The organism is Massilia sp. LjRoot122 (assembly GCF_964252725.1).
Classification (GTDB): Bacteria; Pseudomonadota; Gammaproteobacteria; order Burkholderiales; family Burkholderiaceae_D; genus Telluria.
Map to the genome: position 1 here is coordinate 1,423,012 of NZ_CAXUPB020000001.1, position 15,615 is coordinate 1,438,626.

Below are 15,615 nucleotides of genomic sequence, written 5' to 3' on the forward strand. Positions count from 1 at the left end.
ACGGTTTCAAGAACGGAAAATTCATGCGGCTATTGCTGGTGGAAGACGATACGATGATCGGCGAAGTAGTGCTCGACCTGTTACGGGCCGAGCACTACGCCGTCGACTGGGTCAAGGACGGCGAGATGGCCGACACGGCCCTGCTGCAGAACCAGAACTATGACCTGGTCCTGCTCGACCTTGGCCTGCCGCGCAAGGACGGGCTCGAGGTGCTGCGCTCGATGCGCACGCGCAAGGACCGCACGCCGGTGCTGGTGGCTACCGCGCGCGACTCGGTGGCCCAGCGCATCGCCGGGCTGGACGCCGGCGCCGACGACTACGTCCTCAAGCCCTACGACCTCGACGAACTGCTGGCGCGCATCCGCGCGCTGCTGCGCCGCGCCGCCGGTCGCGCCGAACCGATCTTCGAGTACAAGAACATCACAGTCAACCCGGCCACCCGCGAAGTGCTGGTCGACGGCACCCAGGTCGCGCTGTCGGCGCGCGAATGGGCCGTACTGGAAGCGCTGGTGGCGCGGCCGGGCGCCGTGCTGTCGCGCGCCCAGCTCGAAGAAAAGCTGTACAGCTGGCGTGACGAAGTTTCCAGCAACGCGGTCGAAGTCTACATCCACGGCCTGCGCAAGAAGCTCGGCTCCGACGTGATCCAGAACGTGCGCGGCGTCGGCTACATGGTACCGAAGGCATGAGTTTGCGGTCCAAATTCAGGCCCAAAGTCACGCACTCGCTGCGTGGGCGCCTGCTGTGGTACCTGCTGGCGGCGATCACCATCGCCGCGCTGGCGCAAGCCTCGATCGCCTACCGTACTTCGCTGCACGACGCCGACCAGATCTTCGACTACCACATGCAGCAGATGGCGCTGTCGCTGCGCTCGAGCACTCCGCTGTCGAACAGCCAGGCGCAGCAGCGCCTGGAGGCCCAGAACGACGGGGTCGGCAAGAGCGGCGCCGGCAACGACGACATGGTGGTGCAGATGTGGTCCCCCGACGGCGTGCAGGTCTTCCACAGCGTCTCGCGCGCCAAGCTGCCGCAGCGCGCGGTGCTGGGCTTCTCCAACGTGAAGGCCAACGGCACCGTGTACCGCGTGTTCTCGATCCAGTCCGAGAACCAGACCGTGCAGGTGGCGCAAGACCTGGCCGTGCGCCGCAACATGGCCGGCAACCTGGCGCTGCGCACCCTCGGCCCGATTGCCGTCATGATGCCGATCCTGATGCTGGTCGTGTGGTGGGTGGTGAGCGGCTCGCTCGACCCGGTCGCACGGGTGCGCTCGCAGGTGGCCTCGCGCCAGGCCGACGACCTGTCGCCGGTGTCGGAAGCCGGCCTGCCGGACGAGGTACGCCCGCTGGTGCAGGAACTGAATCTGCTGTTCGGGCGCGTGAAGACCGCCTTCGAGGCCCAGCAGACCTTTGTCGCCGACGCCGCGCACGAGCTGCGTACGCCGCTGGCGGCGCTGCGGCTGCAGGCGCAAAGCCTGGACCGCGCCGATTCGCTGGAAGCGCGCAAGCTGGCCGTGTCGCGCCTGACCGCCGGCATCGACCGCGCCACCCGCCTGGTCGAGCAGCTGCTGGTGCTGGCGCGCCAGGAAGCCGCCGCCACCGGCGCCGCCGCGCGGCCGGTCGACCTGGCCGAGCTGGCGCGGCGCACCGTCGCCGACCTGGCCGGCGTGGCCGCGGCCAAGGGCGTCGACGTCGGCATCCAGCACGCCGACCCGGCCGTGGTGGAAGGGCAGCCGGATGCGCTGCACATCCTGCTGCGCAACCTGGTCGACAACGCCGTCAAGTACACCCCGCCAGGGGGCACGGCCGACATCTCGGTGCGCAGCGAAGCCGGACGCGCTCTTGTGACCGTCGAGGACAGCGGCCCGGGCATCCCGGCGGAAGAACGCGAGCGCGTGTTCGACCGTTTCTACCGCGTCGCCGGCAGCGAGGCCGCCGGCAGCGGGCTGGGACTGGCGATCATCAAGGCGATCGCGGAGCGCCACGGCGCCCAGCTGAGCCTCGGCCAGTCCGCGCGCCTGGGCGGCCTGTCGGCCACGGTCAGCTTCAAGCTGCAGGAATCCTGATCAGGTATCCCGGTTGAGCAGGATGGTTTTCAGCGCAGCCGCATAGCGCTCGCTGACCGCCACCTGCCCGCCGCTGCGCATGCTCAGCCAGTAGCTGCCGTCGCCGCGGGTCTCCAGGCTGGCGATCTGCCTGCGCCGCACGATCGTGCCGCGGTGGACGCGTACGAATTCTTCCGGCGCCAGCAAGCCTTCGAGCCGTCCCAGCGTCATCCGGTGCAGGACGGTGCGCCCGGCCAGGTGCAGCTCGACATAATTGCCCGCCGATTCGATTCGCAGGATCTCGTCCACGCTGACCCGCTCGATGCGGCCGACCGAACGCACGCTGATGGTGTCGGGGTAGGGCGCCTGGTCCTCGTCCACATAACGGCGCAGGGCGTCGCCGTAGGCCTCGCGCTGGCGCCGGCCCAGCATCGCCTCGGCGCGCTCGACGGCCTGGGCCAGCCGGGCATCGTCGAGCGGCTTGAGGAGGTAGTCGAGGGCATGCACGTCGAAGGCCTCGACCGCATGCTCGCTGTAGGCGGTCACGAAGACGACCAGGGGCGGCTCGCGCAGGAGGCTGATCTCGCGTGCCAGCGCCAGTCCGGATTGCCCCGGCATCTGGATGTCGAGGAACACCAGGTCGACCTCATGCTGCGCCAGCGCCTCGCGCGCCGCCGCCGCGCCGCCGCACTCCGCCAGCAGCTCCCACCCGGGATGGGCGGCCATGGCCAGGCGCAGGTTCATCCGGCCCGGCATTTCGTCGTCGACGATGAGGTAGCGGATCGTCATGCGCCATCCGCTCCCGCCAGCGGCAGGCGGACTTCGGCCACGAAGCGCTCTCCCTGCCGTCCGGCGCGCAGCGATGCCTCGGGCTGCATCACGCGCAGGCGGTCCTGGGTGTTGGCCAGCCCGAGACCGGCGCCCGGATTGGCCGGCGTCCCACCGCCGGCCGGGTTGGTGACGCGCACCAGCAGCGCGTCGGTCTCGCGGATGAAGGACAGGTGGATGTCGCTCGGCCCTTCGCAGCAATCGAGCTGGTGGCGCAGCGCGTTCTCGACCAGCGGCTGCAGCAGCAGCGGCGTACATTCCACCTCGTGCAGGAACGCGCCGGCGCCGTCGACGTGCATCTGCAGCCGCTCGCCGTAGCGCAGGCGCTGCAGGTCCAGGTAGTCCTGCACGAAGCGCAGCTCGGCGGCGACGGTGGTCGTGTTGCCGGCGCTGGCGGACAGCACATAGCGCAACAACTCGCTCAGCAGGCCGATGCCGTGCAGGGCCAGCGGCTTGTCGCCGCCGCGCACCAGGGCGCTGATCGCGTTCAGGGCATTGAAGAGGAAATGCGGTTCGAGCTGGGCGCGCAGGGCCAGCATGCGCTGTTCCTCGAGCGCCAGGCGCAGGTTGAGCATGTCGGTCTCGCGCTCCCTGGCCTGGCGCGAATAGAAGAAGGCCAGGATGGCGGCGAAGGTGCCGGTGGTCGAGAACCAGCCGACCAGCAGCATCTTCAGCAGCAGCTGCCGGGCGTCCTCGATGCCGGCGATGTCCAGCATGCCGCGTTGCCAGGCCATCCAGGTCCACTGGGCGGGCTGGAACAGCAGGACCAGGCCGGCGAACAGCAGCAGCACCTTGCGCGGCCGCGCGATCAGCGCCGGCCAGCGCGCCAGCGCCATGCTCAAGCCCCAGCTCAGGACGATCAGCGGCAGGGCATACTCGACGAACCAGGTCCCCAGCAGCGCCGGATAGTGGCTGTCGATCCCGGCGCGCAGGTTGTCGCTGTAGGTTTGCAAGGCCCCGAGCACGCTGATGGCCGTCCACAGGCACAGCGTGACGGCGAGGATCCTGGCGAAGGGCGGGATACGGGAGAGGGGAGAAGTCATCGGGAAAAGTATAGCAGCGCGCAACAGCCCGCCGGCACCCCGGCGGCTGACCTCATCACATGGAAGCGGCTGTTCGTCACATTGTCCGTGACGGGTGACCGGACGGTGCGCACGATGGTCGCCTTGCCCATCCCGAAAAGCGAGCATGCCCATTTTCCTGCCCCCCACCACGCCACCCGCCATCCAGCAGGTCGTCGTCAGCGCCGCCGCCGTGGATGCGCGCACCCAGTCGACCACCACCGCCATCGTCATCGGACGCGACGAGCTCCTGCGCCAGGGCGACGCCAGCCTGATCGAGGTGCTGAAGCGCCAGCCCGGCATCACGCTGGATGCCGGCCCCGGCAAGGAAGCCGCGGTCCGCATGCGCGGCATGGGCAGCGGCCATGTGGCGATCCTGCTCGACGGCCTGCCTGCGCCCGGCGGTTTTTCGCTCGAATCGCTCAGTCCAGAACTGGTCGAACGCATCGAGATCCGGCGCGCCGCCACCGCCGAGACCAGCAGCCAGGCCATGGCCGGCACGATCAACGTGATCATGCGGCGCGCCGGCCCCGTGAAAGGCGGCGGTGCGCACGAGATCAAGGCGGGCAGCGCCTGGACCCACGGCCATGCGGCGCCGCAGCTGCTCGCCCAGCACAGCGGCCGTAGCGGGGCACTTGCCTATACCTTCGCGGCGACGCTCAAGCGCACCGTGAATCCGATCGCGGCACTTACCACCGAACAGGGATCGGATCCCCGGCTCCTGCGCCGCACGCTGTGGACCGACCACCAGGTGGAGGACGTCCTGGAACTGGCGCCGCGCCTGTCGTGGCAGCCGACCGCCGTCGACAGCCTCAGCTCGCAAAGCTATGTGCGCAGGCGCCACATCGACAACCTCAAGCGCGAAACCGAAACCACGGAGCTCGGCCGGCCGACGGCATTCCCGCACGCGCAGCAGCGCTTCGAGACGCGCCCGCTGCACGCCTACGCCGACCTGTCCTGGACCCGCAAGCTCGAGGCCGGGGCGCGCCTGAGCGCCAAGCTGTCCGGCTTCTCCATGCGGCGCGAGGCCGACTTCAGCTACCACGGCATGGACCTGCGCGACCGCCTGCTCGAATCGCACTTCGTCGATTCCGGCCCGGTCGAGCGCGAGTGGACCTTCAACGGCAGCTGGCGCCGCCCGCTGCGGGGCAGCCACGCGCTGGCCGCCGGCTGGGAAGTCGGGCGCAAGCGGCGCAGCGAGTACCGGCGCGAACGGCATACCGACCCCGGCGGCAGCCTGCTGTTCACCAGCGACGAGGACTACCGCGCCGCCGTGGCACGCAGCGCCTTCTTCATCCAGGACGAATGGGACATCGATGAGGCATGGTCCGCCTACGCCGGCCTGCGCCGCGAAGACCTGCGCACCACCGGGGCAGGGAACGCCGCCGCGGCGGTCGACGTCGACGCCGGCGCCTGGAGCCCGGTATTCCAGGCGCTCTACAAGCCGCGCCGGGAGGATGGCGACACGGGGCCGCGCGACGGCTTCCGCTTTGCCCTCGGCCGCAGCTACAAGGCGCCGAACATCGTCCAGCTCATGCCGCGCCGCTATACGGTCGACAACAACAACAGCGCCACCAACCCCGACCAGCAGGGCAATCCCGCCCTGCGGCCCGAACTCGCCCTCGGCATCGACCTCGCCTGGGAACGCAGCATGGGCAAGGGCGACATGCTCGGCATCAGCGTCTTCCACAAGCGCATCCGCGACATCACCCTGCTGCGGTTCAGCGAGAGCCGGGGCGTGTGGACCGCGATGCCGGAGAATGGCGGCGGCGCGACCGTGCGCGGCATCGAATTCGAAGGAAAGCTCACGCGCGGGCCGCTGGCGGCGCGGATCAACCTGGCGCGCAACTGGTCGCGCCTCGACAGCGTGCCGGGCCCGGACAACCGCATCGAGGGACAGCCGGCCTACAGCGGCAATCTCGGACTGGACTATGCCGCGGCCGGCCGGCTCGACCTGGGCGGCAGCTACAGCCACCGCGGCGCGCTGGCCAGGCGCGTGAGCGCAGTGATGTTCAGCGACGACGGCAGCCGGCGCCAGCTCGACCTGTATGCGGTATGGAAGATTGATGCCCGCGCGCGGCTGCGCCTGTCCGTCGCCGGCCTGGCGCAAGGGGACTACCGGGAAAGCCTGCTCTACGAAGGGACGAACCGGCTCGGACGCGCGACCGTGTTCCGGATGCGTCCGACCTGGCGCCTGGTGTGGGAACAATCCCTGTGACGGCGCCTACTTGGGTGCCGGTACCTGGCAGCCCAGCTTGCGGAAGCGCTGGCGCAGGCTGAACAGATCCTGCTGGATGCCTTCCATCATCGCGGACCGTGGGCGGCGTTCGGCACGTTCCGCTTCCACGATGGCGGCGCGCAGGCGGCCACATTCGTGCAGCTTGTTGGCGCGCGCAGTGCCGCGGGCGGCGTCGGCGGAAGGACGTGGAGATGGCGGCGGCCCGGCGTGCGCGGGCGCCAGCATGCAGGACAAGAGGACGCCTGCCGCAAGGCGGGCAGCGGGTCGCATGGCGAGGGTAGGAATGGTGGCCTCCGTGAGATGGAGGAATGCTCGGCGCAGCCGGCTCCTCTCTTTCTTGTGCAAGGTATGCAAGGCGGGCAGGATACATGCGTTTGACTCGTCGAATTCTCCCCAATTGTCACAGTCGTTTCGCCTGGCGCCCGGCAGGCCCGGCGCACCGGCGGTAGAATGGCCGTTTTGCTGAATACGAGGCTGAGTCAGCCTTGACCGGATACTAGAGGAATCGATGAAGAAGCAAGCAGTCCTGTTGGCTGGCCTGGCGCTGGCGGGTATGGCGTCGGCGCAGGAAGTGGTAAAGATCGGCCATGCGGCCGCCGTAACCGGCCCGGTGGCCTACTTCGGCAAGGATACCGAGAACGGTGCGCGCATGGCGATCGAGGCGCTGAACGCCAGGGGCGTGAGCATCGGCGGCAAGAAGGTCCGCTTCGCGCTGGCGGCCGAGGACGACGGCGGCGACCCGAAACAGGCCACGGCCGTGGCGCAGAAGCTGGTGGACGCGAAGATCCACGGCATGGTCGGCCACGAGACCTCGGGCACCACGATTCCGGCGTCGAAGATCTATCATGCGGCCGGCATCCCGCAGATTTCGCCCTCGTCCACCTCGCCGAAGTACACCCAGCAGGGCTTCAACACGGCCTTCCGCGTGGTCGCCAACGACGTGCAGCTGGGCCAGGCGCTGGGCCGCTACGCCGTCAAGAGCATGGGCGCGAAGCGCGTCGCCGTGGTCGACGACCGCACCGCCTATGGCCAGGGCCTGGTCACCGAGTTCTCGCGCAGCCTGCAGAAGCAGGGCGGCAGCGTGGTGGCGCGCGAATTCACCAACGACAAGGCGACCGATTTTTCCGCCATCATCACGCGCATCCGCGCAAGCAAACCCGATCTGGTCTTCTTCGGCGGCATGAGCGCGACCGCCGGCCCGATGCTGCGCCAGATGAAACAGCTGGGCATGAACGTGCGCATGATGGGCGGCGACGGCATCTGCTCGGACGAGATCCACAAGCTCTCGGGCGGCATCATGGCGGACGGCCAGGTGGTGTGCGCGGAAGCGGGCGGCGTGCAGGGCGAAGCCAGGGCCGCGATGGACAAGTTCCGCGCCGACTACAGGAAGCGCTTCGGCATCGACGTCCAGATCAATGCGCCCTATGCCTACGACGCCGTGATGACCATGGCCGAGGCGATGGTGAAGGCCGGTTCCGCGCAGCCTGCAACATACCTGCCGGTGCTGGCCAGGATCCAGTACAAGGGCGTGACCGGTCCGATCGCCTTCGACGCCCGCGGCGACATCCGCGACGGCACCATCACGCTGTATTCGTTCAAGGGCGGCAAGCGTTCGCTGCTGACCGTCACCAAGTAAGGAGAGTCCATCATGGCCGGCCAACTCGATCCCGACGCCTTTGCGGCGCTGCAGGCGCGCGTCAAGCAGCAGTCACGCAAGGCGCAGGCCTACTACACGGTCATGCATGAGGTGCGTGCCATCCTGGGCAGCGACGATGCGGCCAGCGCGTGGATGAACGAAGCGCAGCAGGCATTCGGCGGCAAGAGCGCAGCCGAAGCGGTGGGCGAGGGACGCGAAGACGAGGTCCTCGCCCACGTCCACTCGCTGAAGAAGTAGACCTTCCTAGAAAACGCCGAAGAGCAGCAGCACGATCAGCGTCAGCACGATCGAGACCGCGATCGATCCGAGGCAGCCGAGTTTGTTCGAGAAGAACAGGAACATCTCAGTCGCCCGGTCCTTCGCCCGGCATCGTGTCGGCCATCAACCTGAGCTCTTCCGGCGTGAGTTCTTCCGGCTTCTTGTCCGCGAGGCCGTCCACCTCGGGTCCGGCCTGCTGCTGGTTCTGCGGCGCCGCCTGGCCAGCCTGCTGCCGATCCTGCTCCTGTTCCTGCGACTTCTGTTCGTTGTTCATGATGTGCTCCCTGGATGGTTCAAGAGGTGATGAACAAAGTGTGGCACAGAGTCGTTTTCGGCGGCGTCCAGCTCATTGCCGCGGCAGCACCGCGTCGCCGCGGCCGAGCGCGCGCTCGACGCTGAGCGCCAGTTCGGCCAGCTGGAAGGGCTTGCGCAGCAGGATGTCGTCGCCCAGCACCTGGTCGATCGCATGCATGTCGGCATAGCCGGTGGCGATGATCATCGGTATTCCCGGGAATACCTCGCGTGCCCGCAGCATGAGTTCGGCGCCGGTGATCCCCGGCATCAGGTAATCCGTGATGATCAGGTCCGGGCGCCGGCGCCGCAGTTCGCGCAGGGCCGCTTCGCCATCGGCGGCCTGGGTCACCGCGTGTCCGAAGGCCTCGAGCGAGAGCACCATCGACTCGCGCACGAAATTGTCGTCCTCGACCACCAGGATGTGGGAGCCCGGCCGCGCGTCCGGGACCGCGGCCGGCAGGGGCGCGGCTTCGGCGGCGACGCCGCCGTCCCAGGCGCGCAGCCAGATCTCGACCGTGGTGCCGGCGCCCGGCTGGCTCAGGATGCGCGCCGCGCCGCCCGACTGCTGGGCCATGCCGTACACCTGGCTCAGGCCCAGGCCGGTGCCCTTGCCGACGGCCTTGGTGGTGAAGAAGGGTTCGAACACCTTGGCGACCAGTTCCGGCGCCATGCCCGGGCCCTTGTCGGCGACTGCGATGCGGACGTAGTCGCCGGCCGGCAGCAGCCCCGCAGGCGGCTGCGCGTTCCCGGCATGGAAGGCCAGCTCGCCGCCGCCGTCCATGGCGTCGCGTGCATTGATGGCGAGGTTCAGCAGCGCCATCTCCATCTGGTTTGCATCCGCGAACACGCGTGCGCAGCCGTCCTCGACCTCGAAGCGCAGGGCGATGCGCGACCCGACCGAGGTCGCGACCAGTTCGCGCACGCCCTCGAACAGGGCGCCCACCTCGGCCGGGCGCAAGTCGAGGTTCTGGTTGCGGGCGAAGGCCAGCAGCTGGCTGGTCAGCTTGCCGCCGCGCTGGCAGGCGCGGCGCGCGATCTCGGCGCGCTGCTTCGCCACCTCGTCCTTCGACAGCAGCAGGATCAGGTCCATGCTCCCCTGGACCACGTTGAGCAGGTTGTTGAAGTCGTGGGCGATGCCGCCGGTCAGGCGCCCCACCGCTTCCATCTTCTGGAACTGCACCATCGCCTGCTGCACCCGTTCGCGCTCGATCACCTCGTTCATCAGGCGGTCGTTGGCCTGGGCCAGGGCGCGGGTGCGTTCTTCGATGCGCGACTCGAGGGTCTCGTTGAGCGAGAGCAGGGCCTGCTGGCTCTGCTGCAGGCGCGCCGCCGTGCGTTCGCGGTCGGCCAGGATGTCGCGCGCCTGGTACTGGCGGCGGCGCGCGCGCAGCGCGGAGCTGGCGGCGCTGCGCAGCGTCTGCGCATTCAGCGGCCGTTCCAGCAGGATGATGTTGCCCAGCTCTTCGAGCCGCGCCCGCGCGCCGTCGGGCTGGGGGCCGATGACCTTGGCCAGCAGGATCACGAGCGGGAAGTCCGACCAGGGTTCCTGGCGCGCCAGCCAGGCGTGCAGGGGACGCATGTCGACGCCGTGCAGCGCCTCCTCGGCGATGATCGCCGTCCCCGCGCCCTGGGAAATGCCTTCGGTCAGGTCGGCGAAGCCGTGCACGACGCTGCAGGAAGCATTGTCGCGTGCCAGGACGGAGCACATGACTTCGGCGTCGCGCCCGCGCGGCGCGAAGATCAGGATGCGTGCGTCGAGCGTGCTAGCTGTCGGCATGCGGGACGTTGGGCATCATTGGCGTCGTGCCGCGGTAGCTGGGCAGGCCGGTGAGGACGCCTTCGAAACCTTCGAGCGGCGCGCCGACGCGGATGCCGTCGGGACCCAGCTGCAGTTCGTGGATGGTCTGCGCGTGCTCGGTGGTGCGGCTCTTGAGCACCGTGATGGCGCGGCGCAGGCGTCCATTCGACTCGAAGAAGCGCAGCAGCATGGTGCTGTCGCTCAGGTAGCTCAGGTCGACGTCGCTGCGCACTTCGCCGATCATGCCGTGCTGTCCCAGCACCATCACCGTGGTGACGCCCTGCTGGTTCAGGTAGGAGAGCAGTTCGTGCATCTGCAGGATCAGGAACTGCTCGCCCGGCATCGCCTGCAGGTAGGCGTTCAGGCTGTCGATGACGATGCAGCGCACGCTCTCGTGCTCGACCGCGTCGCGCAGCATCTGGGCGAACTGGCCGGGCGACAATTCGGCCGGATCGATATGGTGGATGTGCAGCCGGCCGTTGTCGGCGTAGGGCCGCAGCTCCATGCCGAGCGCCGCGCTGCGCGCGAAGAAGGTGGCGAGTCCTTCGTCGAACAGGTACAGGGCGGCTTTCTCGCCGCGCTCCAGGGCCGACAGCAGGCAGCGCGTCGACAGGGTGGTCTTGCCGATCCCGGAGGGGCCGACCACCAGGGTATTGGTGCCGCGCACCAGGCCGCCGCCGAGCAGCATGTCGATGCCCTCGGACCCGGTGGAACTGACCTGGGGCGTGAACTCGCGGTTGTGCTCGGCCGCGACCAGGCGCGGGTACATGGTGATGCCGCCCGTGTCGAGCGTGTAGTCGTGGAAGCCGCCGCGGAAGCGCAGGCCGCGCATCTTGATGATGTTGACGCGCCGCCGCTCGGTACCGAAATCCTTGGCGATCTGCTCGAGGCTGATGACGCCATGCGCAATGCTGTGCAGGTGCTGGTCGGACGCGCTGCTCTTATCGTCGAGCAGCAGCACGGTGCAGGCGCGGGCGGAGAAGAACTGCTTCAGGGCGAGAATCTGGCGGCGGTAGCGCAGCGGATTCTGCGCCAGCAGACGCATTTCGGACAGGCTGTCGAACACCACCCGCGCCGGCCTGACCTCGTCGACCCGCGTCATGACATTGCGCGTGGTCTCGGCCAGTTCGACCTCGGAGGGGTGGAAGACCGACTGCTGGGCATCGAGATCGAGTTCGATGTCGCCGGCCAGCTCGAAGATCGACAGCGCGTCGATGTTCCAGCCATGGCTGTGCGCCACCGCCTTGAGCTCGTCGGTCGTTTCGGACAGGGTGATATACAGCCCATTTTCGCCCTTCGCCGCGCCGTCGAGGAGGAACTGGAGCCCGAGGGTGGTCTTGCCGGCGCCCGGCGATCCCTCTACCAGGTAGACGCGCTGCGGCGTGAGGCCGCCGCCGAGGATGTCGTCGAGGCCGGCGATGCCGGTGGAAATGCGGTTTTGTACAGCGGTATTCATAGGACGGCCTTCTGTGCCGCGCCGGCGCGGGCTGGAATAATGGAAAGCATTATACGCAGTCGGCGGGCAATGTCCGTGTGCTCGCGAACGCTGCTCATCCATGCAAAAAGGGTTCCTAGAAGGAACCCTTTTTGCTGGCAAAACCGTCGCCGTCAGAACTTGTGCGACAGGCGCGCGAACCAGGCCGCGCCGTTCAGGCCGAACTGCACGCTCTCGTACTTGAAGCCGTTGTCGGTCTCGTTCGGATCCTGCTCGCTCGGCTTCACGTCGAAGATGTTGGTGCCGCCGACGGTGAACTTGGTCTTGTCGGTGAAGGCCCAGGTGAAGGACAGGTCGGCCGAGGTCTTCGGCTTGTAGTACTGGTTCGGCACCGGCGGACCCGAGAAGGTGCCCAGGGTCTGCGGGCCGAAGTGCACGATGCGCAGCGCGGTTTCCAGCTTGCCCACCGTGTGGTCGAAGCCCAGGGTGGCCTTGCGGCGCGGCGCGCCTTCCTCGATGAACAGGCGCTCGCGCTCGGACAGCAGCACGTCCTCGAAGCCCACCAGTGCGCTCGGCGCGTGCACGCCGGTCACTTCGGTCTTGCTGAAGTTCAGGGCCAGGAAGGCATTCAGCTTGCCGGCGCCCAGGTCCATGCGGTGCGACAGCGTCACGTCCAGGCCCTGGGTCTTGGTGTCCACCGAGTTGACGAAGAACTGCGCCTGGCCCACGCCCAGCTGCTGCAGGGTGGCGCCCAGGGCAGGGTAGTTGTCGGCGTCGAAACGGCCCGACAGCACGATGCGGTCATCGATGTTGATGCGGTACAGGTCGGCCGTCAGCGAGGTGGCGGCGCCCGGCGACCAGGTCAGGCCGAGGGTATAGCTTTTCGATTCCTCTTCCTTGAGCTGGGGGATGCCGGCGGCATTCGCCACGCGGCCGCCGTTCGGCGCCAGGACCACGTCGAGCGGCTGGCCGCTGACGAAGTCGGTGAAGGTCGACGAGAAGTAGACCTGCTGCAGCGAAGGGGCGCGGAAGCCGGTGCTGGCCGAGCCGCGCAGCAGCACTGCCGGGTTGATCCGGTAGGAGGCGGCCAGTTTGCCGGTGGTGGTGGCGCCGAAGTCCGAATAGCGCTCATGGCGCAGCGCGGCCTGCAGCTTGAGGCGTTCGCTGAGGTCGGTCTCGATGTCGAGGTAGGCCGCATTCGAATGGCGGTCGCTGTCGGTTTCGTCGCCAGGCTGGAAGCCCGGGAAGCCCTGGCTGCCGGCATTGCCGCCCACGCCCACGCCGTCGGCGTCGATCCAGGAGCCCGGTTCGCCCGCATTGATCTGGTAGTTCTCGCGGCGGTGTTCGAAACCGAAGGCCACGTTCATGCCGTTGCCGATGCCCTCATAGAAGCGCGAGAAGTCCAGGTTGGTGGTCGCCTGGCGGAACGAGAAGCCGCCGGCGCCGAACATGCTGGCGCTGACGCCGCGCCCGCCGCGCTGCCGGTCGAGGTTGGCGATCGACGCATTGAGCGTGTTCGCGATCGTGTAGCGCATGCGGTTCTGGCCGAAGGTCTGCGAGACGTCGGTGTTCCACTCGCCCAGGCGGAAGCGGTAGCCGAGGGTGCCGTAGTGGTCGTTGATGTCGCCGTTGATGAAGGGGACGAAGCCGTTCGGGTACATCGCGGCCGAGTTGCGCGACGGGATGTCTTCGGAGCCGACGCCTTCGCGCGCCCAGGCGGCCGAGGAGGCGTCGCGGTTCTGCGCGCCGGCGGTGACGTACAGCTTGCCCGGTCCGGTCGGGAACTCGCCGTTCAGGTAAACGGTGCTGTTCTGCGACTTGGTGTCGCCGATGATGCGCGGGTTGCCTTCTTCGGCGCGGTTGGAGCGGCCGCGATCGTAGTATTCGCCGGTGATGCCCAGCACGCCGCCGCCCACGGCCACGCCGCAGTAGGCCGAGGCCAGGTAGTTGTCGCCGTCGCCTTCGGTGTACTGGCCGAAGCCCAGGGCCATCTCGCAGCCCAGGTTCTTCTTCAGTTCGATATTCAGCACGCCGGCGATCGCGTCCGAGCCGTACTGCGCGGCGGCGCCGTCGCGCAGCACCTGTACGTTACGGATGGCCATGACGGGAATCGCATTCATGTCGGTGCCGGTATTGCCGCGGTTGCGCGCGCCGAACAGGTTCACCAGGGCCGTGGTGTGGCGGCGCTTGCCGTTGACCAGCACCAGGGTCTGGTCCGAGCCCAGGCCGCGCAGGGCGGCGGAGTCGACCAGGTCGGCGCCGTCGGCGCCGGTCTGGCGCGTCGAGTTGAACGAGGGCGACACGTTGTTCAGCACCTGGGCCAGGTCGAACTGGCCGCCCTGTTCGGAGGCCTTGGTCATCGGGATGAAATCGATCGGCACCGGGGTGTCGGTCGAGGACGAGCTGCCGACGCGGCGCGAGCCGACTACATTGACGCTCTGGATGCTGTCCTGGACTGCGGCGGCGGCCGGCGTGCCGGCGGCGACCGGAGTGGTCGCCGGCGCTTGCGCAGTGCTCTGGGCGAAGGCGGCGGGAATCAGGGATGCGAATGCGGCGCCGCCGTACAGGGCGAGCAGGACCGACTGGGGAATGCGTTTGAGTGTGAGCACTGGTTTCTCCGGGGGAAAAGTGAATACTAAACAATCCGGTGGCAGAGCACCAAGACGCTGTAGCATTAACACAACGTTGTCGACATATAACTCTAATTTATCGACGAGTGGTGACGCCGTCAGCCAGGGGCGCAAGGCCCACGGGCTGCGCAGACTTCGCCTGCCGCTTCCCGTTGAGCAGCGTGCCGATCGGAGTATGGCGCACCAGCAGCTGGTAGCTGAGCAGGCAGGCCAGCGTCGTCGCCACGACATTCAGCAGCATCTTGGTACCCACCCCCGCCGGCAGCGTGTACAGCATGGCGCCGAAACCGATCGTCCCCAGCATGTGCACCAGGAAGACCCAGTACGAACTCTCGGAGACGTAGCGCAGGACGCGGTTCTGGTCCGGCAGGTAGCGCAGGAACAGGCCGATGAGGGCGAAGCTCCACAGCCAGCTGCTCAGGTTGTAGAAGAAGGCGATCCACGCTTCCACGTGGGGCACGGCACCGGAATGGCTGGTAAAGGACTTGAAGAACACGAGCGCAACGCCGAATGCCAGCGCCCCGAGGGCCAGGTTGCGCCAGCCAGTCCTGGTCAGCTGCGGGAGCAGCGCGTCCTGGTGGCGCCAGGCCAGCAGGCCGACGACGAAGAACAGGCCGTTGTGCACCAGCTCGGGCAGGTTGGGGATGAAGGAACCGCTCACGGCGAGCACGCCGGCGCGATAGAAGGAGCCGATGAGCGCGAGCGGAATGGTGAGCACGAGCGGACCCCACCAACGGCTGGTGAGCGCATGGAATGCCGCGTCGACGCCGCTGTGGATGCGCGCGGGCAGGGCCTTCCATGCCGGCGCCAGCGCGGCAGTCAGGGCGCAGAACCAGATCAGGTAATACAGGAACCACATGTGCATCGTGTTGAACGGCGATGCGACGGCGCCTTTCTTCGCGAGCAGTCCGATGTCGATGCCCACGGTGCCGCGCGCCATCAGGTGCACGTAGACCAGCATCAGGACCGTCGTGCACACGATCAGCACCGGCCAGAAGATGACGAAGGGCAGGAGCAGCCTGCGCATCCGGTGCGCCAGCATGCCCTTGGGCCCGCGCCGCGCGACCAGCAGGGCGACGAAATAGCCGGCCAGGATGAAGAACACCGGCATCCGGAAAGCGTGGATGAAAATGAGGACCAGGTCGGCGAGCGGCGAGGTCTGGGCATCGCGCCAGGGCAGTGGCGAAGGACCGGTCGTGTGGTTGATGGCGACATGCAGCAGGATGCCGAGCCACATCATCACGGCGCGAAGGTTGTCGAATGCGTGGAGCCGGCTGGTCTGATCCATGTTCTGTCTTTCGTATTGACGTTCGCTCGCATTATATGTGAACGTATTGCAATACTTTCAAGAAAAAACGCGGCGCCGGTAATGCACCG

13 protein-coding genes are annotated in these 15,615 nt (G+C 67.9%); 5 read left to right on the forward strand and 8 right to left on the reverse strand.

Annotated elements, in window-relative coordinates; all coding sequences use genetic code 11:
- Window positions 1-23 precede the first annotated feature (23 nt).
- Together ACSQ25_RS06220 and ACSQ25_RS06225 are read left to right on the forward strand one after the other, a co-directional pair.
- Window positions 24-686, forward strand: a complete 663-nt coding sequence (locus tag ACSQ25_RS06220) for a response regulator (RefSeq protein WP_436104842.1) — start codon at window positions 24-26, stop codon at window positions 684-686.
- A complete protein-coding gene (locus ACSQ25_RS06225; RefSeq protein WP_436104843.1) occupies window positions 683-2,059 on the forward strand; it encodes an ATP-binding protein in 1,377 nt (458 codons plus the stop codon). Before ACSQ25_RS06220 ends, ACSQ25_RS06225 begins: the two co-directional genes overlap by 4 nt.
- Here ACSQ25_RS06225 and ACSQ25_RS06230 read toward each other — a convergent pair whose 3' ends face one another.
- The gene (locus ACSQ25_RS06230) at window positions 2,060-2,827 is read right to left on the reverse strand and encodes a LytR/AlgR family response regulator transcription factor (RefSeq protein ID WP_436104844.1); all 768 of its coding nucleotides are present in this window, start codon (window positions 2,825-2,827) and stop codon (window positions 2,060-2,062) included.
- Window positions 2,824-3,909, reverse strand: coding sequence for a sensor histidine kinase (locus ACSQ25_RS06235; protein WP_436104845.1), 1,086 nt, complete (start codon window positions 3,907-3,909; stop codon window positions 2,824-2,826). Before ACSQ25_RS06235 ends, ACSQ25_RS06230 begins: the two co-directional genes overlap by 4 nt.
- Window positions 3,910-4,054: 145 nt before the next feature.
- On the opposite strand from ACSQ25_RS06235, the gene ACSQ25_RS06240 reads away from it, so the two are divergent.
- Window positions 4,055-6,145, forward strand: coding sequence for a TonB-dependent receptor plug domain-containing protein (locus tag ACSQ25_RS06240; protein ID WP_436104846.1), 2,091 nt, complete (start codon window positions 4,055-4,057; stop codon window positions 6,143-6,145).
- Window positions 6,146-6,151: 6 nt separating this feature from the next.
- Here ACSQ25_RS06240 and ACSQ25_RS06245 read toward each other — a convergent pair whose 3' ends face one another.
- A complete protein-coding gene (locus ACSQ25_RS06245; protein WP_436104847.1) occupies window positions 6,152-6,436 on the reverse strand; it encodes a hypothetical protein in 285 nt (94 codons plus the stop codon).
- A gap of 238 nt (window positions 6,437-6,674) precedes the next feature.
- Between ACSQ25_RS06245 and ACSQ25_RS06250 the strand changes: the two genes are divergently transcribed.
- Window positions 6,675-7,802 (forward strand): branched-chain amino acid ABC transporter substrate-binding protein, encoded by a 1,128-nt coding sequence (locus ACSQ25_RS06250; RefSeq protein ID WP_436104848.1) that lies wholly within the window; start codon window positions 6,675-6,677, stop codon window positions 7,800-7,802.
- Window positions 7,803-7,814: 12 nt separating this feature from the next.
- Window positions 7,815-8,060, forward strand: coding sequence for an antitoxin Xre/MbcA/ParS toxin-binding domain-containing protein (locus ACSQ25_RS06255; RefSeq protein ID WP_436104849.1), 246 nt, complete (start codon window positions 7,815-7,817; stop codon window positions 8,058-8,060).
- Window positions 8,061-8,166: 106 nt separating this feature from the next.
- Here ACSQ25_RS06255 and ACSQ25_RS06260 read toward each other — a convergent pair whose 3' ends face one another.
- From ACSQ25_RS06260 to ACSQ25_RS06280, 5 genes are all read right to left on the reverse strand, one after another.
- Window positions 8,167-8,355, reverse strand: a complete 189-nt coding sequence (locus tag ACSQ25_RS06260; protein ID WP_436104850.1) for a hypothetical protein — start codon at window positions 8,353-8,355, stop codon at window positions 8,167-8,169.
- A 72-nt stretch (window positions 8,356-8,427) separates the two neighbouring features.
- Window positions 8,428-10,152: a response regulator gene (locus tag ACSQ25_RS06265; protein ID WP_436104851.1), complete on the reverse strand. Its 1,725-nt coding sequence runs from the start codon at window positions 10,150-10,152 to the stop codon at window positions 8,428-8,430.
- Window positions 10,139-11,629 (reverse strand): ATPase domain-containing protein, encoded by a 1,491-nt coding sequence (locus tag ACSQ25_RS06270; RefSeq protein WP_436104852.1) that lies wholly within the window; start codon window positions 11,627-11,629, stop codon window positions 10,139-10,141. Before ACSQ25_RS06270 ends, ACSQ25_RS06265 begins: the two co-directional genes overlap by 14 nt.
- Before the next feature lie 152 nt (window positions 11,630-11,781).
- Complete coding sequence (locus tag ACSQ25_RS06275) at window positions 11,782-14,217, reverse strand: TonB-dependent receptor plug domain-containing protein (RefSeq protein WP_436104853.1); 2,436 nt, start codon at window positions 14,215-14,217, stop codon at window positions 11,782-11,784.
- Window positions 14,218-14,314: 97 nt separating this feature from the next.
- The gene (locus ACSQ25_RS06280; protein ID WP_436104854.1) at window positions 14,315-15,526 is read right to left on the reverse strand and encodes an acyltransferase family protein; all 1,212 of its coding nucleotides are present in this window, start codon (window positions 15,524-15,526) and stop codon (window positions 14,315-14,317) included.
- Window positions 15,527-15,615 lie beyond the last annotated feature (89 nt).

Coding starts and splice junctions, on each gene's coding strand:
- ACSQ25_RS06255 (WP_436104849.1), top strand. CDS start 7,815: ATGGCCGGCCAACTCGATCCCGACGCCTTTGCGGCGCTGCAGGCGCGC.
- ACSQ25_RS06235 (WP_436104845.1), bottom strand. CDS start 3,909: ATGACTTCTCCCCTCTCCCGTATCCCGCCCTTCGCCAGGATCCTCGCC.
- ACSQ25_RS06265 (WP_436104851.1), bottom strand. CDS start 10,152: ATGCCGACAGCTAGCACGCTCGACGCACGCATCCTGATCTTCGCGCCG.
- ACSQ25_RS06260 (WP_436104850.1), bottom strand. CDS start 8,355: ATGAACAACGAACAGAAGTCGCAGGAACAGGAGCAGGATCGGCAGCAG.
- ACSQ25_RS06280 (WP_436104854.1), bottom strand. CDS start 15,526: ATGGATCAGACCAGCCGGCTCCACGCATTCGACAACCTTCGCGCCGTG.
- ACSQ25_RS06230 (WP_436104844.1), bottom strand. CDS start 2,827: ATGACGATCCGCTACCTCATCGTCGACGACGAAATGCCGGGCCGGATG.
- ACSQ25_RS06245 (WP_436104847.1), bottom strand. CDS start 6,436: ATGCGACCCGCTGCCCGCCTTGCGGCAGGCGTCCTCTTGTCCTGCATG.
- ACSQ25_RS06250 (WP_436104848.1), top strand. CDS start 6,675: ATGAAGAAGCAAGCAGTCCTGTTGGCTGGCCTGGCGCTGGCGGGTATG.
- ACSQ25_RS06220 (WP_436104842.1), top strand. CDS start 24: ATGCGGCTATTGCTGGTGGAAGACGATACGATGATCGGCGAAGTAGTG.
- ACSQ25_RS06270 (WP_436104852.1), bottom strand. CDS start 11,629: ATGAATACCGCTGTACAAAACCGCATTTCCACCGGCATCGCCGGCCTC.
- ACSQ25_RS06240 (WP_436104846.1), top strand. CDS start 4,055: ATGCCCATTTTCCTGCCCCCCACCACGCCACCCGCCATCCAGCAGGTC.
- ACSQ25_RS06225 (WP_436104843.1), top strand. CDS start 683: ATGAGTTTGCGGTCCAAATTCAGGCCCAAAGTCACGCACTCGCTGCGT.